Here is a 23,450-nt window from a genome sequence, read left to right as displayed (position 1 = left end):
GAACCCCGCCGGAGCCGTGCCGGGGCACGATGTGAATCCGCGTTCCCGGTACTGACGTACGGATCGCCCCTCACCCGTCCGGCGCGTGACCGGCGGGCCGGGCCGGTCGTTGGTACCGGTGTCCGCGCCAGCCAGGGGCGGACCGGAGCAGCACCACGCGTGGCTCGCCGGAGCGATGAGACGTACGGATCGTGCCGTACGTCGTGGGACCTCGTTCCGGTACTGGTGACCGGGGGGCAGGGGACAGCCGTCCCGGTCACGCGAGAGATCGGCCGGTCCCGGGGACGCCCGGGGCCGGCCGACGCGTCCGCGGCACCGGTGCCGCTCAGGTGCGGGTGACGACCCCGCACTCGTCCGGGTCGCCGCTGCGGGAGAGGCTCCGGCTGCGGTCGTACGGGTCGCGGGCCTCGCCGGTCGGCGAGGGCGGCGCGGTCCGCAGGTCGCTGGAGAAGTACGGGTTGATCAGCCCGTCGCCGTCCTGGCAGTCGTCGTTGCCTATCTCACCGCGGACGTCCCGGATCCACAGGCGTCCCTCGGTGCCCTGGTAGCGGGCGGGGTCCGCCGCGTCCACCTGGAGCACCCGGCGGACGATCACCCGGGTCGTCTCGTCCCCGCCGGCGCGGGCCACCCCGTACACGAAGGTGTAGTCGGCCGTGATCACCGCCCGCCCCTCGGCCTCCTCGTCGGGCGCCACCGTCATCCGGCCGCGCACCCGCACCTCGCCCACCAGGTCGGTCTTCCCGGGGTCGAAGCGCGTGATCGTCGACACCGGGTCGTTGCCCTCGCTGGGTTTCCGCAGCGCGGCCCGCAGCTCCACGAGGTAGTCGGTCTGCAGCGGGTCCACGAGGGCCAGCGCCTCCTCGGGCTCGGCGCCCTTCAGCACGGCGGGGTCGAGGTTGGCGGAGACCAGGAACTCCTTGGCGCCGCGCAGCGCGTCCTCGATCCGCTCGGCCGGCACCCCGTTCACGGCCTTCGCCTCCGGCAGCCGGACGGCGTCCGCCCCCGACTCCCAGCGGGCGGCCGGGGACCCGGCGAACGGCCGCTCCCGGGTGGGGACGTCTTCGGGAGCCTCGCCCGGCGCGCCGGTGGGACGGGCGGTCTCGGGGGCGAGCGGCGACGGCCCGGCGCCGGACGCCTCCGTGCCCCCGCCGCCGAGTCCGCCGGGCAGCCAGGACAGCGCGGCCGACGGGTTGACGGCGACGACGGCCAGGGCGGCGGCGGTCAGCACGCCGACGACGCTCCACACCGTGCGGCGGCGTGCGGCCCGGCCGTCGATCTCCTGCCAGGCGGGCCCCGTGCGCCACCCCTCGGGCCGGGCGGGCGCGGCGGGCCTCCTCCTGCCGAACCGGCCGCGACGGCCGCTCACCGCGGCGGCCCGCGCCTCGTCCATGGCGCGCAGCCGTTCGGTCACCATGCGGGCCCGGGCGGAGGGCTCCTTGGGCGCGGAGGCGGGGATGCCGGCCTGACTGTCCTGGAGGAACTTCTCCCACACGTCGTCCGGAGGGACGGCGGGCTGCGGCAGGGACTCTTCGGACGGCTTCTCGGCCACGGGACGGCGGTCTCTCTCGGTGTGGTGCTCGGCGTGATGCCGCCCGGCGTGATGCCGCCCGGCGTGATCTTGGTGGGTGGCGAGCCTACGCCGGTGATCACCCCGTCCGCACGTGATCCACATCACGTAAAGATTCTGTGAGTTCCAGGACAACCGTCCGTGAGCGTCGGTGATCCAACTCACTGACATCTCACGGATCAGCCCCCGTGCGCCCCGGACGAAGGCGCCTTTCGACTCGTGCCGCCACCGCGCGGCACGCCGAGCTCACCGAGGTCTTCATGAAGCTTCGCCGCGCCCTGGCCGCAGCGGCCGCGACGGCAGCGATAGTCCCGGCCGCCCTCCTCACGGCCCCGGCCGCCCACGCGACCGACCCCGCCTCCTCCGCCTCCGCGACCCGGTCCACGGAGACGGAGACGACCACTCCGTCCGCCCCGGCGGCCGACCCCGCCGAGACGGAGTCCACGGAGCCCGGCACCGGCGAGCAGGACGGACAGCCGGAGCGGAACACCGACGAGACCGGGAACGGGAACGAGACCGGGAACGGGAACGGGAACGGGACCGAGGACGACGAGAACGGCGACGGCGCCGACGGCGCCGTCTCGTCCTCCCCGTCCGCCACCACCCCGGCGTCGCCCACCGCCCCCGCTCCGAGCCCCAGCGCGAGCGCCCCGGCCGAGGAGGACCCGCAGCTCTGCCTCGACGAGAACGGCGAGAACACGGCCGGACTCAGCGAGGACCTGCGCAGCGGTCTCTCCGGCCTGCCCGAGACGATCGTCGCGGGCAGCGGCTGGACCACGTTCTCCTTCGACGTCTCCAACCGCGGCGACGAGGACATCGAGAACATCAAGCCGCTGATCGGCGTCGCCGCGGTCGGCTGGAAGGACGTCCGCGACTACTCCGGCCGGATCACGGTCCAGGTGTACGACAAGGCGACCGGCAGGTGGAGCACGCTCGCGAACGCCGCGGGCGAGGGTGCCGCGTTCGCCGCGTTCTCGCTGGGCGCCGGCCAGTCCGTCTCGTACCAGCTGCGGCTCTCCGTCAGCGGCACGGTGCCGGACGCGCTCGGCCTCACCGGCGGTTTCGCCGAGTACTCGGACACCGAGGGCTGCTGGATCGCCGACGACCCGAACGGCTGGATCTACTTCTTCGACATCCTGGCGGCCGGCTCCGACGCCGGTGAGCCGGACGACGCCAAGCCGCAGACCGGCGGCGTCAAGGAGCTCGAGAAGGTCAGCGAGGTGACGGTCACCGGCAGCCTCGCCGAGACCGGCTCCAGCTCCGCCCTGCCCATGATCGGCCTGGTCGGCGGCGTGGCCGTGGTGGCCGGCGCGGGTGCGCTGTTCGTCGTCCGCCGCCGTAAGGCCGGCACCGAGGCGTGACACCGGCCGCCCGCGCGGCGGCCCCCGGAACAAGGGAAGGGACCTGAGCTCGGAGGGGGGCACAGGTCCCTTCCCCTTTCCCCCTTTTCCTCCGCCCTCCCTGCTCCCCCTGCTCCTCTTGTTCCTCTCGCGTCCTTCTCCCGCGCGCGTGCGCTACTTCTTCGGCGGCACCGCCGGGATCCCCAGGAACGGCAGCTTCAGCGCGCCGAACGCGTTCGCCGGCACGGCCGGTGACTTCGGTTCCACCGGCGCCAGCCGCCGGTACGCCTCCCCCTGCGCCGGACGCGGGTCCTCCTCGCCCTTGTTGGGCCAGAACGACATCGCCCGTTCCGCCTGCGCGGTGATGGTCAGCGAGGGGTTCACGCCGAGGTTGGCGGAGACCGCCGACCCGTCGACGACCGTGATGCCGGGGTGCCCGTACAGCCGGTGGTACGGGTCGATCACACCGGTCTCGGGGGAGTCGCCGATCGCGCAGCCGCCGAGGAAGTGGGCGGTGAGCGGCATGCCCGTCAGCTCGCCGACGTTGGAGCCGGGAAAGCCGTTGATCTCGGCGGCCAGCGCGGACGCCCCGTCGGTCGCGGCCTTGATCTGCTTGGGGTTCGGGGCGCCGTGCCCCTGGCGCGCGGTGAGCAGTCCGCGGCCGACCCCGGACGGCTTGAGGTAGGTGGTCAGGGAGTTGTCCAGCGACTGCATCACCAGGCCGATGATGGTCCGCTCCGACCAGCGCCGGTTGGACAGCGACCGCAGCATCAGCCAGGGGTGCCGGGCCGCGTTGCCCAGCCAGCCGAGCACCCGGGCCGCGCCCGAGGACTGGTCGGCGTACGGCACCTGGAGGATCGACAGGGAGCCCATCGCGTTGGAGCCCTTGCCGTAGCGGACCGGCTCTATGTGGGTGTTCTCGTCCGGGTGGATCGAGGAGGTGATGGCCACGCCGCGGGTGAAGTCGGCCTTCGGCTCGCCGGTGACCTTGCGGTAGCGGCGGTCGTCGGTCTGCGCGCCCACCAGCGCCTCGGAGTTGGTGCGGGTCCTCTCGCCCAGCCGGTCCGAGAGGTGCGGGAGCTGCCCGCCCGCGCGCATCCGGTGCAGCAGCGTCTGCGTGCCGTAGGTGCCGGCGGCCAGCACCACCCGGCGCGCGGTGAACGTGCGGCCCCTGCCCTTGCGGCGGTCGTCGGTGGGGAGGGTGGCGACGGCGAACCCGCCGCGTGAGTCCTCCGTCACCGACACCGCCGTGGTCATCGGGTGCACGACCGCGCCCGCCTTCTCGGCGAGGTACAGGTAGTTCTCGTTGAGGGTGTTCTTCGCGCCGTGCCGGCAGCCGGTCATGCACTCGCCGCACTCGGCGCAGGCCCGCCGCGAGGGCCCCGCCCCGCCGAAGTACGGGTCGGGCGCCTCCTGCCCCGGCTTCGCCTTCACCGACCCGTCGGCGTCCTCGCCGTCGCCGAAGAAGACCCCGACGGGTGCCATGTGGAAGGTGTCGCCCACGCCCATCCGCTCGGCCGCCGCCTTCAGGTGCACGTCCGAGGGGGTCATCGTCGGGTTGAGCCGCACGCCGAGCATGCGCCGCGCCTGGTCGTAGTACGGCGCCAGCTCCTCCTGCCAGTCGGTGATGCCGCCCCACTGGGGGTCCTCGAAGAACGGCGCGGGCGGGACGTAGAGGGTGTTGGCGTAGTTCAGCGAACCGCCGCCGACGCCCGCGCCCGCCAGCACCATCACGTTGCCCAGCAGATGGATGCGCTGGATGCCGTACATGCCGAGCCTGGGCGCCCAGAGGTAGTTCTTCAGGTCCCAGGAGCTCTTCGGCAGCGACGCGCGGGTCCAGCGGCGGCCGGCCTCCAGCACGCCGACGCGGTAACCCTTCTCGGTCAGCCGGAGCGCCGAGACGGAACCGCCGAAGCCCGAGCCGACGACGAGGACGTCGTAGTCGTAGCCGGTGTCGTCGCCGGCGGCGGGGGCGGAGTTCTCCTGTGACACGTGCTCTCCTCGTCGAAAGCTCTCGTTCGAAGCAGGGGCGCCGGGACCGGGCCGGGCGGGGGATCTGGAGGACCTGGCGGATCTGGAGGACCTGGCGGATCTGGAGGACCTGGCGGATCTGGAGGACCTGGCGGATCTAGCGGATCTAGCGGATCTAGCGGATCTAGCGGATCTAGCGGATCTAGCGGAAACCGAACGCCTTCATCAGGCGCAGGCTGCGGCTCATGAAGGCCGCGTACTTCTCGTCGTCCATGCCGAGCGACGGCGCCATCGGCAGCAGCCGCTGCTGCGCGACGGTCTGGGCCTCGGTGTACTTGAGGATCCCCTCGGAGCCGTGCCGGCGGCCGAGACCGGAGTCCTTCATGCCGCCCATCGGCGACTGCACGCTGCCGTACGCGGGCGCGTAGCCCTCGTTGACGTTCACGGTGCCGGTGCGCAGGCGGGCGGCGATCTCCCGGCCGCGCCGGGCGTTCCTCGTCCACACCGAGGAGTTGAGCCCGTACGGCGTCTCGTTGGCGCGCTCCACCGCCTCGTCGTCGGAGGAGAAGCGGTAGACGGAGACGACCGGGCCGAAGGTCTCCTCGGTGCACACGCTCATCGGGGCCTCGACGCCGTCGAGGATGGTCGGCTCGTAGAAGTAGGGGCCGATGTCCGGGCGGGCGGTGCCGCCGGCGAGGACCGTGGCGCCCTTGGTGACGGCGTCCTCCACGTGCCGGGTCACCGCGTCCAGTTGCCGCTGCCCGACCAGGGAGCCCATGTCGGCGCCGTAGGCGAGGGCGGTGCCCAGGCGCAGTGCCTTGGTGCGGGCGGCGAAGCGCTGCAGGAAGGCGTCGGCGACCGCCTCGTGGACGTAGAGCCGCTCGATGGAGATGCAGAGCTGGCCGGCGGAGGAGAAGCAGGCGCGGACGGCGCCGGCGGCGGCCTTGTCCAGGTCGGCGTCGTCCAGCACCAGCATGGCGTTCTTGCCGCCGAGTTCGAGGGAGACGCCGACCAGGCGGGCGGCGGCGCCCTGGGCGACCTCGCGGCCGGTGCGGGTGGAGCCGGTGAAGGAGACGTAGTCGGCGTGCCGGACGACCTCGGGGCCGACGACCGGGCCCTCGCCGAGGACCACCTGGAACACGTCGGCGGGCAGCCCGGCCTCGATCAGCAGGTCACGGGCCCACAGCGCGGTCAGGCAGGTCTCGGTGTCGGGCTTCATCACGACGGCGTTGCCCGCGACGAACGCCGGGAGCGCGTCGCCGACGGACAGTTCCAGGGGGTAGTTCCACGGCGCGATCTGGCCGATCACCCCGCGCGGGTGGCGCAGCTCGGAGACCTTCGTCAGCACCGGCATGGCACCCGCGTGCCGCTTGGGCCGCAGGTAGGCGGCGGCGCGGCGGCCGTAGTGGCGGGCGGCGACGGCGACCGCCTGGACCTCCTCGTGGGCGTGCAGCCGGGCCTTGCCGGTCTCCAGCTGGATCAGGTCCAGCACCTCGGCCTGGCGGTCGAGCACCAGGTCGTGGAAGCGCAGCAGCACGGCGGCGCGCTCCCGGACCGGGATCCGTGCCCACACGGCCTGGGCGGCGCGGGCCGCCTCGAACGCCTTCGCCACGTCCTCGGGCGTCGACTCGGGCAGGTCGGCCAGCTTCTCGCCGGTGAACGGCGTGTGGTTGGCGGTGCGGCCGGAGCCCGGCACGCCCTTGGTGAGCTGGGCGACCAGTTCCGGCGTGACCACGTCGGCGGCGGTGCGGGCGCCCCGGGGGGCGGGGGCCAGGGGATTGGTGCCGGTTTTTTCCCGGGTCTGCGCGTCCGTCATGAGGCGCAGGGTATGCCGGGGCGCACACTTTGTGTACCCGTCGGTAACAGATTCCCGCAGGGCTCACACACCGCCAGTGAAAGCTGGCAACGAAGCCGCTGATCAGCGCGTTGTCGCCGCCGGCGCCCCGAGGCGCCGACGGGTCCACGGTCAGGTGCGGTCAGAGCGTGTGGACGTCCCAGGAGTCGATCACCGTACGGGCGATCTCCCGGCCGTCCTTGGCGAAGTAGCCCGTGGCCGGGTAGTCCACCTGGAGGGTGTACATGTCGCCGTTCTCGCTCCGGTAGTACAGCAGCCGCACCTCCCGCCGCACCGCCGGCGTGGTGGTCGTCGTGTAGACGACGGTGTTCGTCGCCGCGTCCCGGTCCTTGTACGTCGTCTCGCGCGGCCGGCCCTGCGGCGCGGGGTCGGCGGCGATCCCCCGGCCGTACTCGCCGTCGCGCAGGTCGTTCCAGTGCTCGAACGCCTCTTCCGAGGCCGACGCCATGAGCTTGCCGTCCTCGTCCTCGGACTTCAGGTCGCGGTCGGTCTCGATCCGCACCATGCCGCTCGGGTCGGTGAAGGAGACCACGGTGCCGTCGGCGTCGGCGTCGTTGTCGTCCGGCTTGTCCTTCACGAACCCCTCGGGCACCGCGAGGGACACGCCCGCCCGGTCGCCGAGGTCGTGCGTCTTCCAGCCGTCGGGCAGCGGGCCCGCGAACGGGTCCGCGACCACCACGCCCACCGCGACGGCCGCCGCGACCACCGCGGCGCCCAGGCCCAGCAGCGTCTTGCGGCCGATGCGGATGCCGCCCTCGCGGCCCGGCGCGGGCAGCGTGGCCACCTGGGTGGGCTGCGGCGCGGGCGGGTTCGCGGCGGCCTCCAGCGCGGCCCGGACCTGGGCGGCGTTCGGACGGCGCGCCGGGTCCTTCTGCAGCAGCGCGGTGATGATGCCGGCCAGCGGGCCCTGCGCGGAGGCGGGCGGCGCCGGCGTGGCGTTGAGCACGGACTGGAGGGTGGCCGGCGTGTTGCTGCGGCGGAACGGCGACACGCCCTCCGTCGCCGCGTACAGCACCACGCCGAGCGACCACAGGTCGGAGGCGGGGCCGGGGCGCTGGCCCAGCACCCGCTCCGGGGCGATGTACTCGGGCGAGCCGACGAAGCCGCCGGTGTCCGTCAGGTTGGTCTCGCCCTCGATCTGGGCGATGCCGAAGTCGGTGAGGACGACCCGGTCGTGGCGGCCGAGGAGCACGTTGTCCGGTTTGACGTCCCGGTGCAGGACGCCCGCCGCGTGGGCGGCCTCCAGCGCGCCGAGGACCTCCAGACCGACGCGGGCGGCCTCGCGCGCGGAGAGCGTGCCCTCCTCCTGGAGCACCGCGCCGAGCGAGCGGCCCTGGACGAGCTCCATCACGATCCACGGCCGGCCGTCGACCACACAGACGTCGTGGACGGTGACCACGGCGGGGTGGTCGAGCCGGGCGGCGGCGCGGGCCTCGCGGCGCATCCGCTCGAAGGCGTTGGCCCGTTCACGTTCGGGAAGATGGTCGGGGACGCGGGGCTCCTTGACGGCGACCTCGCGGTCCACCGTCTCGTCCTTGGCCCGCCACACCGTGCCCATGCCGCCGTGGCCGAGCTTGGCGAGCAGCCGGTAGCGGCCGGCGATCAGCCGCCCGGCGCCGGGGTCGGGCGCGGACCCGCCGGGCCGGCCCTGATCGGACGCAGGGCCGGGTGCGGCCTGCTGCGGTCCGCTCCCCTGCGCGGCGTCCCGTCCGCGTGCGCCGTCCGGCGCGGCGTGCTGCGCCCGGTCGTGGCCGTGCGCCTGGCCGTGCCCCTGCGGCGGGACCACGACGGTCGGCGCCGCGTACGGGTTGCCGGGGTGCGGCACGGCCGCCGGCGGGTTCGGGTTGGGCGGTTGCAGACCAAAACTGGTCGGCTCGTCGGCCTCGTTGCGGGCTCCCCCGTCACTGCTCATGGGTCCATCCATATCGTGCCGGACCACCGCCGTTCCACAGCGGGTCGCCACTGGTCACAGACCCGTGACCCGCACCGCGCCTTATGCGGCGTTCCTGCGGTTATGCGGCCGAGGCGGACGCCGAGGACCCCGGTGACGCGGACGTCGGACCCTCCGTCGGCGTGGACGGGACACCGCCCGCCCCGGCCCCCGGGGACGACGGCGCCGGCCGCCGCGGGGCGGTGGACGGCGGCACGGGCCCGGGCGCGGGGGTCCCCGGCGCCGTGGTGCTCGGCGTGCCCCCGCCCCCTTCGCCGTTCCGGTCCTGGAGCAGCAGCGCCCCCGCGGACACGCCCGCCCCGGCCAGCGCGGCGATCACCAGCGCGGCCACCAGCGCGCCCCGGGTGGGCTGAAGCCGTACGGCACGCCCGCCCCGCGCGCCCTGCGGGCCGGGCTCCGGGACCTCCCGCCACAGCGGCAGCCGGCGGCGGGGCGGGTCGCGGTCCGGCAGCAGGCCGAGCGGGGCCGTCCCGGGCGTGCGGCCGGTGGCGAGGAACGCGCGCAGCATCCGTTCGGCCCGGTCCGCGTCCAGCCGCCGGTCCGGGTCGCGCTCCAGCAGGCCGAGCACCACGGGCAGGATCGGACCGGCCTGAGCGGGCGGCCGGATCTCGTCGACGACCACCGCGTGCAGCACCCCGCTCAGCGAGTCCCGGCGGAACGGCGACTCGCCGCTGAGCGCCGCGCACAGCAGCACGCCCAGCGACCACAGGTCCGACTCGGGCCCGGTCCGCGCGCCCGACATCCGCTCGGGGGCGGTGTACTCGGGCGAGCCGACGAACGACCCGCTCTCGGTGAGCGTGGTCGAGCCGGGCATCTGGGCGATGCCGAAGTCGGTGAGCAGCACCCGTTCGGTGCCGTTCTCCAGCAGGACGTTGGCGGGCTTGAGGTCGCGGTGCAGCACCCCGGCGGCGTGTGCGGCGCGCAGCGCGCCCAGCAGGTCGACGCCGATCCGCGCGGCCTCCGCCGCGTCCACCGGCCCCTCGGCGGCCAGCCGTTCGGCGAGGGACGGCCCGTCGATCAACTCCAGGACGATGTACGGCCGTTCGTCGTCCTCGACCACGTCGTGCACGACGACGATGTTCGGGTGGCTGAGCTGGGCCAGGGCGCGCGCCTCCCGCAGGGTGCGGTCCCGCTGCTGCCGCGCGTCGGCCGCGGTGAGCGTCTCGTCGAAGGGCAGCGCCTTCACCGCGACCCCCCGGCCGAGCAGTTGGTCCGTGGCCCGCCACACCACGCCCATGCCGCCGCGTCCGAGCAGTTCCTCCAAGCGGTAACGTCCCGCCACGACGCGGGCGTTGCCCCCGCCGGTCCCGTTGTCCGGCTCCCCCTCGGTCACCATGCGCCCATCATGCCTCACCGGATGTGTCCGCTCCGGTACGGCGATTCGGCCAACGGGCGCACGTCCGCGCACGCCGGGGGCGGTCAGGGCTCGCGCCAGCCTCTGAGGATCGTCTCGAACTGCTGCCTGGTCGTCTCCCAGTCCTCGGCGGGACCGGCCATGTAGAGGGCGTACTCGACGCCGTCGCGCGTGAGGTACATCTGGTCCACCGCCCGGTAGGGCCCGGGGAACTCGGTGTCCTTGGGCAGCGCGGTCCAGCCGTACTCCAGGCGCGCGGCCGGGCGGTCGCGGTAGGTCAGGCGCTTCAGCTCGATCTGCTCGTAGTCGACGAGACGCCCGCCGACCTGCTGGTCGAGGTCGCTGAGGTGGTCGAACGGATCGTCGAAGTCCGGGGCGTCGTCGACGGCGATGCGCAGGAAGTGCTCGCCGCCGTCGGGCGTGTAGTCGACCTGCCGGGTCTCCTCGTCGAACACCACCCGCTCCCAGTCCTCGCCGGGCAGCACGACGGTGTACCCGAAGGGGTCGCTGCGGCGCACCCATCCCTCGGGCAGGCTGCCCGGGGCGGTCCCGCCGGTGTCCGACACGCCGGGCGCCACCGCGGCGCCGGGGGTCGCGGCCGGTCCCGCCGCGGCACGGCCCCTGTCGTCCTGCTGCTGGAGCACCACCGCCGTGCCCCCGCCGATGATCGCGGCCAGCGCGACGACCAGGGCGACCATCCGCCCGCGCGAGCGCCGGCGCGACACCGCGGGCGTCCCGTACGGCTTCTGCACGACGGTGGAGCCGCTCCCCTGCGGGCGGGCCGGCGTCGCGGTCGCGTACGGCGGTGTGCCCGTGCCGGGGTGCGGTCCGGTCTGGCGCGGCAGCGGCACGTGGGCGTCGACGGCCCGGGTGGGCGCGTACTCCCGCGCCGCTCCCGGCCGGTGTCCCTCGGCGGCCTCGGCGAGCATCCGCTCGGCCGTCGCGACGTCGGGCCGGGTGGCCGGATCCTTCCGCAGGAACGCGCTGATGACGGGCGCGAGCGGCCCGGCGTGCCGGAGCGGCTCGGCCTCCTCCTCGACGACGGCCTGCATGGTGGTGAGCGGCGAGGTGCGGCGGAACGGCGAGACGCCCTCCACCGCCGTGTACAGGGTCGCGCCGAGCGCCCACAGGTCCGACGCGGGGCCGGGGTCGTGGCCGCGGACCCGCTCGGGCGCCAGGTAGTCGACGGACCCGACGACCTCGCCGGTGCGGGTGATGGCCGCGTCGCCGTCTATCTGCGCGATGCCGAAGTCGGTGAGCAGCACCCGGCCGTCCCGGGCGAGCAGCACGTTGCCGGGCTTGACGTCGCGGTGCAGGACACCGGCGGCGTGCGCGGCGCGCAGGGCGCGCAGCACCCACAGGCCGACGCGGGCGGCCTCGCGGGGCTCGACCCGCTCCTGCTCCTTCACCATGTCGGCCAGCGAGCGGCCCTCGACCAGCTCCATGACGATCCACGGCCGGCCGTCGTGCTCCAGCACGTCGTGCACGGTGACGACGGCCGAGTGGTTGATCCGCGCGGCGGCCCGCGCCTCCGCCCGGGTGCGTGCCAGCAGGGTGGCCTGTTCGCTGTCGGAGACGTAGAGCGCGGCGGTCAGTTCCTTGACGGCGACGGAACGGTGCAGCACCTCGTCGTGTGCGCGCCACACCCGGCCCATGCCACCGCTCCCGATGGATTCGCCGAGTCGGTAGCGGCCCGCGACGAGCGAGCCCTGCATCTGATTCACGTTGCCCCGCAATGCTCTTGACAGGGCCAGGGTAGGTACCCCGGCCCGTCCTGGGAACCGAGGGGGTGCCAAGGAGACCGCACTGTGATGGTTTGTCGCCCCCCGGTCCCGCGCCGCCCCTCTTGGCCCCGCCCCCTGGTCAGCCGGTGTGCCGGTACGTCGCGGCCGCCTGCTCGTAGATCCGTGTCACCTCGTCCCGTTCGCCGTCCGGGCCGCGCACCTGCAGCACGTGGTAGCGGCCGTCGATCAGCGCGGCGAGATTGCGCACGTACAGCTCGCCCCGGTCGCCGGTCCAGGTGAACTGCCCCTCGGCCATGACCCGTCCGCCCACCTCGATGGTCTTCAGCCCGGTGGAGGTGGCCCAGCTGGAGTCCCGGTACGGCTGCAGCTCGCGCTCGGCGTCCCGCTGGTAGGCCATGGGGTCGTTGCCGAACTGCCGGGCGCTGTCCCGGCCCGGCACCACGATGAGCTCGAAGCCGCCTTTGGCGTACACGACCTGGCCGCTGCCGTTCTTCCCGGTGCGCTGCCAGCCCTCGGCGACGGCCACCTGGAAGCCCTCGGGGTCCTTGCGCAGGGTGAAGCCGTCGGCGACCTCGGGTCCGGTGCTCCGGGTCCCGTCGGAGCCGGCCGACTCCTCGGAGCTGCTGCGCGGACTGCCGCCGCCGCTCGGGGAGTTGTTGCTGTCCGGGCGGCCCGCGTCGTCCGAGGGGCCCGGCGCGGCGCCGCCCGCGGTCCCGGTGCGGTCGGCGGCGGGCGATCCGGTGGTCTCCTCACCGGCCTTCGGCAGGAACAGCACCGCGTACGCGATCGCCGCCGCCATGGCGAGCAGCACCAGCAGGAGCAGGGTGCGCCCGAGGCGCCGCGGTGAACCGCCGCGCGGCGCGGCCTTCTTGTGCCGTCCGTGGCGGGCGGGCAGCCCGGCGCGCCGCTTGCGCACGAGTTCGCCCCGGCGCCGCACGATCGGCAGGCGTCCCACGTCGACCGGCGGGGCCGTTATCACGTTCAGGCCCGCCTCCGGCTCGGGCGCGGACCGCACCAGTGACCGCAGCCAGCCGCGCAGTTCCTCGAAGTCGGGCCGCTCGGTGGGATCCTGACGCAGCAGCGACTCCACGACCGGACGCAGCGGGCCGCACTCCTCGGCGAAGGCGGGCGGCTCGGCGCAGACCATCTGCACCAGTTCGGCCGTCGACTCCTCGGGGTAGGGTGCGTGCCCCTGCACGGCGCGGAACAGCAGCGCGCCCAGCGCCCACAGGTCGGTGGCGGGTCCGATGGGCGCGGCGAGCTGCCAGTTCTCGTGCACGGGGCCGGCCTGCTCGGGCGCCCAGCGCTCGGTGACGGGCCCGACGACGGCCATCCGCGCCTGCCGGGCCCGCTCGGCGGCCAGCGCGGTGGCGGGGCCCCGGCGGGCGGGAGCGTGCGCGGCGGGCTCGTCCCAGCGGCCGGCGGGGGCGGCGGGCGCCCCGGACGGGCCTGCGGAGGCGGGGCCCGGCACGGCCGGGGCGCCGCTCGCCTGTGCGCCGATGCGGGGTGCGGCCCCGTGCCGGCCGGAGGCGGCCACCCCGTACGGGTCGGCTATCTGTCCCGGGGGCATCGGCCGCTGCTGCTCGCCGCCCTCCTCGGGGGCGGGCCGCGCGCCGGGCAGCGCGGCGCGGGAGCCCTGCTGGGCCTCCTGCACCCGGGCCGCGGCCCGGGCGCCCGCGCGGTACGCGGCGATGGCCCCGGCCCGCGCCGCCCGTACGTCGCCCGCGCTGTCCAGGGCGCGGGGCGCCACCACGGGCGAGAGGTCGCCGGGCGCGCCGGTCCGGCCGCCCGGCAGCCGTCCGGCGCGCGCCTCGATGGCCGCGCGGCGCTCCGCGTCCGGGTCGGGGCCGGCGGTGAGCCCGGGCGGCCAGGCCGGTCCGCGTCCGCCGTCCGGGCCGGTCCCCGGACCGAGCGCCTCGAGCGCCGCGCCCCGCTCCGGTCCCTCCTCCTCGTCGGCGGGCGGCACCGGGTCGTAGCCGCACAGCGCCTCCTCGGCGGCGCCCACGGCCAGCCCGGTGAGCATCACCCGGCCGTCGTCGCAGACCAGCACCGTGCGCACGGTGATGTTGCGGTGCACCCAGCCGTGGGAGTGCAGCACGCGCAGGGCCGTGAGCACGTCGGAGGCGACCTCGGCGGCCCGGTACGGCGACAGCGGCTTCTCGGCGAGCAGCGCGGCCAGCGGGCGGGCGGCGACGTACTCGCTGACGATCCACAGCGAACCGCCCTCCGCGAACACGTCGAAGACCTGGTCCAGGCGCGGATGGTCGGGCAGGGCCGCCGCGGCCTGCGCGGCCTCCACGGCGCGCCGCACGACCGGATCGGCGGGCCGGCGCACCGCCCCGCGGCCGCCGGGGACGCCCCCGCCGCGCCGCGCGGCGCCGTCCCGGGCGGTGAAGCCCTCGGGCAGCCCCTCGGCGTCCAGCACCTCGGCCTCGACGACCTCCGGCAGCGGCACCTGCCGGACCAGGACCTCCTGGCCGCTGTAGGTGTCGAAGGCCGGGCTCTCGGTCAGCTCGTACTCGTCGGAGGGGGGCAGGGGCAGGCGGTAGCGGTCGGCGAGGACCCGTCCCGCGTAGTCGTCCACGTTGCCTCCCCCGGCACTACGGTCGGTCAGTTCCGTTCTCGGGACGGCCCGTTCCCGTTCCGTACGGTCCGCAACCACTCACGATACGTGCCGGAGGCGACCCGCCGAGAGGGGATGCCACATCTGGCTCCCCGATCCGCGGGCCGGGCCGGGTCAGGACTTGGGGCGGAACGTCTCCGTCAGCGTGCGCCACGTGTTCCTGCGCTGCTCGCCGTCCCACGCGTCGGCCCGGGCCGTGTACATCAGCCCGTAGCCCAGACCGTCGTTGACGACGGTGCCCCGGTCCACCGACCGGTAGGTGACGCCGCCGTCGACGTAGGTGAACTCCCAGTCGGCCGTCTTCCAGCCGCGGTACTCCACCGGCACGATCCGTATCCGCTTGTACTGGGAGCGCACCATGAAACGCTCCTGGTTCTTCCAGTCCGCGACCGGGTCGTCCTTGGGCGTGGTGGTCCAGCCGATGAGCAGCTTCTGCCCGCTCGGCCCCGTGAACCGGTCACCGGCCCCGTCCGACGAACGGTACTTCCACCCCGCGGGCAGGCCGATCGAGTACCCCTGCTTCCCCCGGTACGTCGTGTGGTCCCCGGTCTTCCCCGCGGCCCCGTCGCCGTCGTCCCGCGAACTGTCCGGGGCGTCGTCGCCGGCGCCCGCGCCCGCTCCGGTGGAGTCCGGGGAGGCTTCCGCGCTCGCACCCGCCCCGGCGGACGTGGTGGCGGAGCCGTCGGTGCGGGTGCCGCCCTCGTCGTCCGTCCTGGTCTCGGCGCTGGGGGTGCTCTCCGCCGCGGTCCGGTCGCCGCTGCCGTCCCGGGCGGCGTCGCCGCCCCCGTCGTCGCCGCCGAGGGTGAGGGCCAGCACGGTGCCGAGCACGGCGAGCACCACGACCAGCGCGACGACGACCAGCGTCCGGCGCGGCACCACGTCGGTGATCGAGGCGCGCGGCGCGGGCCGGGCGGGGAGGTCCGGCGGGGTCATCACGGGCCAGCCCGAACTGCGGCCGCCGGTGGCCGCGTCGGCGCCGCGCGCCGTGCCGGCGGCGGGGCTCGCGGTGGCCGCGGTCCGCGCGGCGGCGGCCGGCTTCGCGGCCGGGGCGCGGGTCGCCGCGCCGGACGCCGGAGCGGCCGTGGCGTCACCGGACTTGGTGCGGGCGGCGCCCGCCGCACCGGCCGCCACGGCGGCCTTGCGGACGGAGCGCAGCGCGCCGCGCAGCTTCTCCGCGGCCTCCTCGCCCCGCTTGGCGCCGGTGTCCCGCGTGCCGGGCTGCTCGGGCAGCGGCACGACCCGGGTGGCGTCCGCCGGCTGTCCGTCGGCGTCCCCGGCGTCGGGGGCGTTGATGACGGCGGTCAGCATGGCCCGCGCGGCACGGTCGTCGAGCCGCTGGGCGGGGTCCTTGTTGAGCAGCCCGTGGATGACGTCCCGCAGGGGGCCGGCGCTCTTCGGCTCCTCCAGCGGCTCGGTCATCACCGCGGTGAGCGTCGCGATCGCGGAACCCTTGTCGTACGGCGGGGTGCCCTCGACCGCCGCGTACAGCAGGCCGCCGAGCGACCACAGGTCGGCCGCCGGTCCGGGCTTGTGCCCGCGGGCGCGCTCCGGGGAGATGTAGGAGGGGGCGCCGACGAGCATGCCGGTCGAGGTGATGGAGGGGTCGCCCTCGACCTGGGCGATGCCGAAGTCGGTGAGGACGACCCGGCCGTCGTCGGCGATCAGCACGTTGGACGGCTTCACGTCACGGTGCAGGATGCCCTCGCGGTGCGCGGACCGCAGCACGTCGAGGACGGCGAGCCCGACCTCGGCGGCGCGGCGCGGCTTCAGCGTGCCGTCCTCCCGGATGACCTCGGCGAGCGACTTGCCCTCGACGAGCTCCATGACGATCCAGGGACGGTCGTCCTCCTGGACCACGTCGAAGACCGTCACGGCGCCGGTGTTGCGGATCCGCGCGATCGCCTTGGCCTCGCGCAGCGTCCGGGTGATCAGCCGCCGCTTCTCCTCCTCGTCGATGTTCGACGGGAAGCGGAGCTCCTTGACGGCGACCGTGCGGCCCAGGGTCTCGTCCTCGGCCCGCCACACCGTCCCCATGCCGCCGCGGCCGAGCACGCCTCCCAGCCGGTACCGCCCGGCGAGGAGACGTGCGCTCTTGTCCTGACGGGATGTCCCCGCCCGCTCCGCCTCCGACATGCGTCCCCTCATGCAACCCGCCCTGACAGAGCCTTCATTGTCCCTCACGCGACAAGTGCCCGACGCCCAGGGTGCCTCTGCCCGCCCACCGGACACGGCGGGCGGACCGGCGGGGGAACGAAGCGTTCCTTCACCCTGCCGGACGGGTCCCGACATAGAGGGGGTTCGAAGCGCACCGTTTCGGTCACGCTTGGACCGTCCTGACACACCATCACCCGGGTCGGCGAGCGCCCGGGGGGCGGAACGCCCGGCCGCCGCCGGTCCCGAACCGGCCGCACACATGGCCGAGTTCCGCCCTCGCGCGCCGGGGAGCGGCCCCGCGACCCGTGGGGACGCCGTCGGCCGGTCTACAGCGGCACGATGTCGGGAGCCCCCAGCCGGGCCGCGTCCGCGGTCAGGTCGTCGGGCTGCCGCTGCGACTCCCGCTCGGCCTCCACCCGCTTCTCGTAGTGCCGCACCTCACGGTCGATCTGGCCGGCGTCCCAGCCCAGCACGGGCGCCATCAGCCCGGCGGCCTCGCGCGCGCTGCGCGTGCCCCGGTCGAACGTCTCGATGGATATGCGGGTGCGCCGGGTCAGCACGTCCTCCAGGTGCCGCGCGCCCTCGTGCGAGGCGGCGTAGACGACTTCGGCGCGCAGGTAGTCGTCGGCGGCCCGCAGCGGCTCGCCCAGGGAGGGGTCGGAGGCGATGAGGTCCAGCACCTCCTCGGCGAGCGCCCCGTACCGCTGGAGCAGGTGCTCCACCCGGACCGGGTGCAGACCGGTGCGGGCCGCGGTGCGCGCGCGGCCGTTCCACAGCGCGTGGTAGCCCTCGGCGCCCACCAGCGGCGTGTCCTCGGTGACGCAGTCCGCCACGCGCAGGTCGAGTCCGTGCACCGCGGCGTCCACGGCGTCCTCCGCCATCACCCGGTACGTCGTGTACTTGCCGCCCGCCACCACGACCAGGCCGGGGACGGGGTGGGCGACCGTGTGCTCGCGGGACAGCTTGCTCGTGGCGTCCGACTCGCCGGCGAGCAGCGGGCGCAGCCCCGCGTAGACCCCTTCGACGTCGTCGCGGGTGAGCGGCACCGCGAGGACGGAGTTGACGTGCTCCAGCAGGTAGTCGATGTCCGCGCTGGACGCGGCCGGGTGCGCCTTGTCGAGGTCCCAGCCGGTGTCGGTGGTGCCGACGATCCAGTGCCGGCCCCAGGGGATGACGAACAGCACGGACTTCTCGGTGCGCAGGATGAGCCCGGTGGTGGAGTGGATCCGGTCCTTGGGCACGACCAGGTGGATGCCCTTGGAGGCGCGCACGTGGAAGCGTCCGCGTTCGCCGACCATCGCCTGGGTGTCGTCGGTCCACACCCCGGTGGCGTTGACCACCTGCTTGGCGCGGATCTCGTACCGGCCGCCGCCCTCCACGTCCTGCACCCGGGCGCCGACGACCCGCTCGCCCTCGCGCAGGAAGCCGGTCACACGGGCGCCGTTGGCGGTCCTGGCGCCGTACGCCGCGGCCGTGCGCACGAGGGTGAGCACGAAGCGGGCGTCGTCCGTCTGGGCGTCGTAGTACTGCAGGGCGCCGACCAGCGCGTCCTTCTTCAGGCAGGGGGCGACGCGCAGGGCCTGGCGCCGGCTCAGGTGGCGGTGCGCGGGGAGGCCCCGGCCATGGGCGTGGGTCATCGCCATGGTGTCGTAGAGCGCAACGCCCGCCCCCGCGTAGAGCCGCTCCCAGCCCCGGTGCCGCAGCGGGTAGAGGAACGGCACGGGGCGCACGAGGTGCGGGGCGAGCTTCTCCAGCAGCAGGCCGCGCTCCTTCAACGCCTCCCGGACGAGGGCGAAGTCCAGCATCTCGAGATAGCGCAGGCCGCCGTGGATCAGTTTGCTGGAGCGGCTGGAGGTGCCCGACGCCCAGTCCCGCGCCTCGACCAGTCCCGTGGACAGGCCGCGCGTCACCGCGTCGAGCGCCGTGCCCGCGCCGACCACGCCGCCGCCCACCACCAGCACGTCCAGCTCGCGCTCCGCCATGGCCGCCAGTGATTCGGCGCGCTGCGCCGGCCCCAGTGTCGCTGTCCTCACCGCTGCCTCCCGCTCGTCGGTCGCATCGGCCGCACCCGTCGGGCGAAGCCCGGTACCTCACCCTCATGCCCAGATTCTGACCGGGTTGCCCCGCTTCAGCCACACACCGCCTCAGGCTGTGGACGACCGCCGGGCCGCAGGCTGTGGACAACCGCGCGGCCACGGGCCCGTGAACGGCCCCGCCGGAAACACCGCAGGACGGCCGCGCGGAACGACGCACCGAAAACCAGCCCATCAATCCCACATATCGGTCATATTTACTCCTAGTCTGACATTGCGCTCGCCTGTCCCGTTCACAGCGCTTGCGCCCCTGTCGTACTCCGGCTATCGGGAAGGACGGCCCACGCCATGCCCGCAGATCTCGCCGTCATCGGACTCGGCCCGTTCGGACTGCCCCTGGCCCAGGCCGCCGTCGCCGCCGGCATCCCCACCGTGGGGTACCGGACCGGCCCCGAGCCCGGCTCCCTCAGCCCCGCCGAGCAGCGCCGCATGCTCGCGCAGGGCTTCCGGGTCACCACCAGCGCGGCCGAGCTCGGCCGGGTGCGCACCGCCGTGATCTGCGCCCCCACCCCGCCCGCGGCCGACGGCGGGCTCGACCTCGGCCAGGTCGAGGCGGCCGCCCGCACCCTCGCCGCGCAGCTCCGCCCGCACACCACGGTGATCCTGGAGTCCCCCGTGCCGCCCGGCACCACGGAGGGCCCGCTGCTGCGCCTGCTGGAGTCCGGGTCGGGCCTGCGCGCGGGCCGCGACTTCCACCTCGCCCACTGCCCCACCCGCGTCGACCCCGGCAGCCGCGACTTCACCCCCGCCAACACCCCGAAGGTCATCGGCGGCCTCACCCCCGCCTGCACCGAGTCGGCCGCGGCCTTCTACGGCCGCGTCACCGACAAGGTGGTCCGCGCCCGCGGCCCGCGCGAGGCCGAGACGGTGCAGTTGCTGGAGACCAACTTCCGGCACGTCAACATCGCCCTGGTCAACGAGATGGCCGCGCTCTGCCACGACCTGGGCATCGACCTGTGGGACGTGCTGCGCTGCGCGGAGACCAAGCCCTTCGGCTTCCTCGCCTTCCGCCCCGGCCCCGGCGTCGGCGGCCACACCGTCCCCCAGGACCTCACCGCGCACGCCGGCCGCACCCTGCGCATGGCGGAACTGGCCCAGGAGGTCAACGGCCGCATGCCCCGCTACGTCGTGCGGCGGGCCGCCGCACTGCTCAACGAGCACGGCAAGTCGGCGCGCGGCGCACGCGTGCTGCTCCTCGGGGTCACCTACAAGGCCGACCTCGCCGACCTCCAGGGCAGCCCCGCGCAGGAGATCGCGGTCCGCCTGAGGGAGCTGGGCGCCTCGGTCAGCTACCACGACCCGCACGTGCCGTCCTGGACCGTCCTGGACCGCCCCGTCCCCCGCGCGGACTCCCTCTACGAGGCCGTCGCCGACGCCGATCTGACGGTCCTGCTCCAGCAGCACCGCACGTACGACCTCCAGGGCCTGTCGGTGAAGGCCCAGCTCTTCCTGGACACCCGGGGCGCGACCCCCACGGGGGCGGCGCACCGGTTGTGAGAGGGGCGCGCGACGGCTCTCCGTGTCACCGAGACTGGTGGGGGGCGGGGTGCCGCGCGGGTACGGTGGACGTCGGGTGGAGCCCACCGCGGGGGGCACTGCGGCAGGCTCCGGAATGGTTCACGGGTGTCCGCCCCTACTTCTTCCGGGGGCGGCCGCTCACCATCCGAACATCCGCGAGATCCACCTCCTCCGGCACTTCACCGTCCACTGACGGATCCGGTCCCAGCGGGTGGGCCTGCGGTGGCGTCCCATGGACGCCCCCTTCCACAACACCGTCCGGTGGTCCGGTGGACGGTCCGTCGGAACCGGGCCGGGCCCCGAAGGGCGGGGTCCGGGCCAGGTCCTTGGAAGGGGGCTCCCGGAAGAACCGGAGCGCCGTCGACGGCACTGGCGGCCTCGACCGGGCATACCCGCGCGAACAAGGTCCCGGCGCAACCGCGCCCCCCGGGCACCGCGTGCGCCCGTCGGGCATGCGAAAGGGGCCGGTCACCCGTCCAGGTGACCGGCCCTCTCGGTGCCGTACGAAAGCCCGCGCTGCGGTTACCGGCGGTGCTGGGAGTCCGCCACCGTCACCTCGACGCGCTGGAACTCCTTCAGCTCGCTGTAGCCGGTGGTGGCCATCGCGCGGCGCAGGGCGCCGAAGAGGTTCATGGAGCCGTCGGGGGTGTGGGACGGGCCGGTGAGGATCTCCTCCAGCGTGCCGACCGTGCCGAGGTCGACCTTCTTGCCGCGCGGCAGCTCCTCGTTGACGGCCTCCATGCCCCAGTGGTGGCCGCGGCCCGGCGCGTCGGTGGCGCGGGCCAGCGGGGAGCCCATCATCACGGAGTCCGCGCCGCAGGCGATCGCCTTGGGCAGGTCGCCGGACCAGCCGACGCCGCCGTCCGCGATGACGTGCACGTACCGGCCGCCGGACTCGTCCATGTAGTCGCGGCGGGCGGCGGCCACGTCGGCGACCGCGGTGGCCATCGGCACCTGGATGCCCAGCACGTTGCGCGTGGTGTGCGCGGCGCCGCCGCCGAAGCCGACGAGGACGCCCGCCGCGCCGGTGCGCATCAGGTGCAGGGCGGCCGTGTAGGTGGCGCAGCCGCCGACGATGACCGGGACGTCGAGCTCGTAGATGAACTGCTTCAGGTTCAGCGGCTCGTGCGAGCCGGAGACGTGCTCCGCCGACACCGTCGTGCCGCGGATGACGAAGATGTCCACGCCCGCGTCGACGACGGCCTTGGAGAACTGGGCGGTGCGCTGCGGGGAGAGCGCGGCGGCGGTGACGACGCCGGAGTCGCGCACCTCCTTGATGCGCTGCCCGATCAGCTCCTCCTTGATGGGAGCGGCGTAGATCTCCTGGAGGCGGCGGGTGGCCGTCTCGGCGGGCAGGCCGACGATCTCGTCCAGCAGCGGCTGCGGGTCCTCGTGGCGGGTCCACAGGCCCTCGAGGTTCAGCACGCCGAGGCCGCCGAGCTCGCCGATGCGGATCGCGGTGGCCGGCGAGACCACGGAGTCCATGGGAGCGGCCAGGAACGGCAGCTCGAAGCGGTAGGCGTCGATCTGCCAGGCGATCGAGACCTCCTTCGGGTCCCGCGTACGGCGGCTGGGGACGACCGCGATGTCGTCGAAGGCGTACGCCCGGCGGCCGCGCTTGCCGCGCCCGATCTCGATCTCAGTCACGTCTGTGGCCTTTCCCTGTTGCGTTGCAGCGCCCTCCAGTATCCCCGACGGCCGCGGCGCCCACCGCCCCGGACGCACGGCGAGGGCGGCCCCGGTGGTCCGGAGCCGCCCTCGGGAGGCCCGCCGCTACTGACGGCTGTAGTTCGGTGCCTCGACCGTCATCTGGATGTCGTGCGGGTGGCTCTCCTTGAGGCCCGCGGAGGTGATCCGGACGAAGCGGCCGTTGGTCTGGAGCTCCGGGACGGTCTTGCCGCCGACGTAGAACATCGACTGGCGCAGACCGCCGACGAGCTGGTGGACGACGGACGACAGCGGGCCGCGGTAGGGCACCTGGCCCTCGATGCCCTCGGGCACCAGCTGCTCGTCGGAGGCGACGCCCTCCTGGAAGTAACGGTCCTTGGAGAACGACTTGCGGTCGCCGCGGCTCTGCATGGCGCCCAGCGACCCCATGCCGCGGTACGACTTGAACTGCTTGCCGTTGATGAACAGCAGCTCGCCCGGCGACTCCTCGCAGCCGGCCAGCAGCGAGCCCAGCATCACCGTGTCGGCGCCCGCGACGAGCGCCTTGGCGATGTCGCCGGAGTACTGCAGACCGCCGTCGCCGATGACCGGCACGCCGGCCTCCTTGGCCGCGAGCGCCGCCTCGTAGATCGCCGTGACCTGCGGGACGCCGACGCCGGCGACGACACGCGTGGTGCAGATGGAGCCGGGGCCGACGCCGACCTTGATGCCGTCGCAGCCCGCGTCGACGAGCGCCTTGGCGCCGTCGCGGGTGGCGATGTTGCCGCCGATCACGTCGACGCCGGAGGAGTTCGACTTGATCTTGGCGACCATGTCGCCGACCAGCCGGGAGTGGCCGTGCGCGGTGTCGACGACGATGAAGTCGACGCCCGCCTCGATCAGCGCCTGGGCGCGCTCGAAGGCGTCACCGGCGACACCGACCGCGGCGCCGACCAGCAGGCGGCCCTCGGCGTCCTTGGCGGCGTGGGGGTACTTCTCGGCCTTGACGAAGTCCTTGACCGTGATGAGTCCCTTGAGGACGCCGTCGTCGTCGACCAGCGGAAGCTTCTCGATCTTGTGCCGGCGCAGCAGCTGCATGGCGTCCGGGCCGGAGATGCCGACCTTGCCGGTGACCAGCGGCATCGGCGTCATGACCTCGCGCACCTGACGGGTGCGGTCGGTCTCGAAGGCCATGTCACGGTTGGTGACGATGCCGAGCAGCCTCTTGTTGCCGTCGGTCACCGGGACGCCGCTGATGCGGAACTTGGCGCACAGGGCGTCGGCCTCGGCGAGCGTGGCGTCCGGGTGGATGGTGATGGGGTCGGTGACCATGCCCGACTCGGACCGCTTCACCAGGTCGACCTGGTTGGCCTGGTCCTCGATGGACAGGTTGCGGTGCAGCACGCCGACGCCGCCCTGGCGGGCCATCGCGATGGCCATGCGGGATTCGGTCACCTTGTCCATGGCGGCGGACAGCAGCGGGATGTTGACCCGCACGTTCCTGGAGACGTACGAGGCGGTGTCGATCTCGTCGGGTGCCATGTCCGACGGGCCCGGCAGCAGCAGCACGTCGTCGTAGGTCAGCCCGAGTGTCGCGAATTTTCCGGGCACTCCGTCGACGTTGGCAGTCAT

General features: G+C 74.4%; 13 protein-coding genes. 2 read left to right on the top strand and 11 right to left on the bottom strand.

The genetic code is table 11. From position 1 onward, the window contains the following. Positions 1-325 precede the first annotated feature (325 nt). Entirely contained in the window at positions 326-1,549 is a 1,224-nt protein-coding gene (locus ACWH4W_RS09670; RefSeq protein WP_473075356.1) for a hypothetical protein, read from the bottom strand. Positions 1,550-1,827: 278 nt separating this feature from the next. Here ACWH4W_RS09670 and ACWH4W_RS09665 point away from each other — a divergent pair, with 278 nt between their 5' ends. Further along, positions 1,828-2,928: an LAETG motif-containing sortase-dependent surface protein gene (locus ACWH4W_RS09665; RefSeq protein WP_473075355.1), complete on the top strand. Its 1,101-nt coding sequence runs from the start codon at positions 1,828-1,830 to the stop codon at positions 2,926-2,928. A gap of 153 nt (positions 2,929-3,081) precedes the next feature. Here the strand turns inward: ACWH4W_RS09665 and ACWH4W_RS09660 are convergent, their stop codons facing one another. The 8 genes from ACWH4W_RS09660 to ACWH4W_RS09625 all read right to left on the bottom strand — a co-directional run bounded on the left by ACWH4W_RS09660 (position 3,082) and on the right by ACWH4W_RS09625 (position 18,593). Further along, positions 3,082-4,899, bottom strand: coding sequence for a GMC oxidoreductase (locus ACWH4W_RS09660; protein ID WP_473075354.1), 1,818 nt, complete (start codon positions 4,897-4,899; stop codon positions 3,082-3,084). 181 nt (positions 4,900-5,080) lie between these two features. Beyond that, a complete protein-coding gene (locus tag ACWH4W_RS09655; RefSeq protein ID WP_473075353.1) occupies positions 5,081-6,694 on the bottom strand; it encodes a succinic semialdehyde dehydrogenase in 1,614 nt (537 codons plus the stop codon). A gap of 160 nt (positions 6,695-6,854) precedes the next feature. Next, a complete protein-coding gene (locus ACWH4W_RS09650) occupies positions 6,855-8,645 on the bottom strand; it encodes a serine/threonine-protein kinase (RefSeq protein ID WP_473075352.1) in 1,791 nt (596 codons plus the stop codon). A 100-nt stretch (positions 8,646-8,745) separates the two neighbouring features. Next, on the bottom strand, positions 8,746-10,020 hold the full coding sequence (locus tag ACWH4W_RS09645; protein ID WP_473075351.1) for a serine/threonine-protein kinase: 1,275 nt from the start codon (positions 10,018-10,020) through the stop codon (positions 8,746-8,748). An 83-nt stretch (positions 10,021-10,103) separates the two neighbouring features. Then, positions 10,104-11,753: a serine/threonine-protein kinase gene (locus ACWH4W_RS09640; RefSeq protein ID WP_473075350.1), complete on the bottom strand. Its 1,650-nt coding sequence runs from the start codon at positions 11,751-11,753 to the stop codon at positions 10,104-10,106. A gap of 148 nt (positions 11,754-11,901) precedes the next feature. Next, on the bottom strand, positions 11,902-14,367 hold the full coding sequence (locus ACWH4W_RS09635; protein ID WP_473075349.1) for a protein kinase domain-containing protein: 2,466 nt from the start codon (positions 14,365-14,367) through the stop codon (positions 11,902-11,904). Between the two features lie 153 nt (positions 14,368-14,520). Further along, the gene (locus tag ACWH4W_RS09630) at positions 14,521-16,539 is read right to left on the bottom strand and encodes a serine/threonine-protein kinase (RefSeq protein WP_473077455.1); all 2,019 of its coding nucleotides are present in this window, start codon (positions 16,537-16,539) and stop codon (positions 14,521-14,523) included. A gap of 347 nt (positions 16,540-16,886) precedes the next feature. Further along, positions 16,887-18,593, bottom strand: coding sequence for a glycerol-3-phosphate dehydrogenase/oxidase (locus ACWH4W_RS09625; RefSeq protein WP_473075348.1), 1,707 nt, complete (start codon positions 18,591-18,593; stop codon positions 16,887-16,889). A gap of 348 nt (positions 18,594-18,941) precedes the next feature. On the opposite strand from ACWH4W_RS09625, the gene ACWH4W_RS09620 reads away from it, so the two are divergent. Continuing rightward, a complete protein-coding gene (locus ACWH4W_RS09620) occupies positions 18,942-20,150 on the top strand; it encodes a nucleotide sugar dehydrogenase (RefSeq protein WP_473075347.1) in 1,209 nt (402 codons plus the stop codon). Positions 20,151-20,693: 543 nt separating this feature from the next. Here the strand turns inward: ACWH4W_RS09620 and ACWH4W_RS09615 are convergent. Both ACWH4W_RS09615 and guaB read right to left on the bottom strand, forming a co-directional pair. Next, entirely contained in the window at positions 20,694-21,818 is a 1,125-nt protein-coding gene (locus ACWH4W_RS09615; RefSeq protein WP_473075346.1) for a GuaB3 family IMP dehydrogenase-related protein, read from the bottom strand. 126 nt (positions 21,819-21,944) lie between these two features. Continuing rightward, the gene (guaB, locus tag ACWH4W_RS09610) at positions 21,945-23,450 is read right to left on the bottom strand and encodes an IMP dehydrogenase (protein WP_473075345.1); all 1,506 of its coding nucleotides are present in this window, start codon (positions 23,448-23,450) and stop codon (positions 21,945-21,947) included.

It is taken from the genome of Streptomyces sp. DSM 120436, assembly GCF_055778765.1.
The sequence above is the reverse complement of the archived record's forward strand: the minus strand, read 5'-3'. Positions and strand labels throughout refer to the sequence as shown.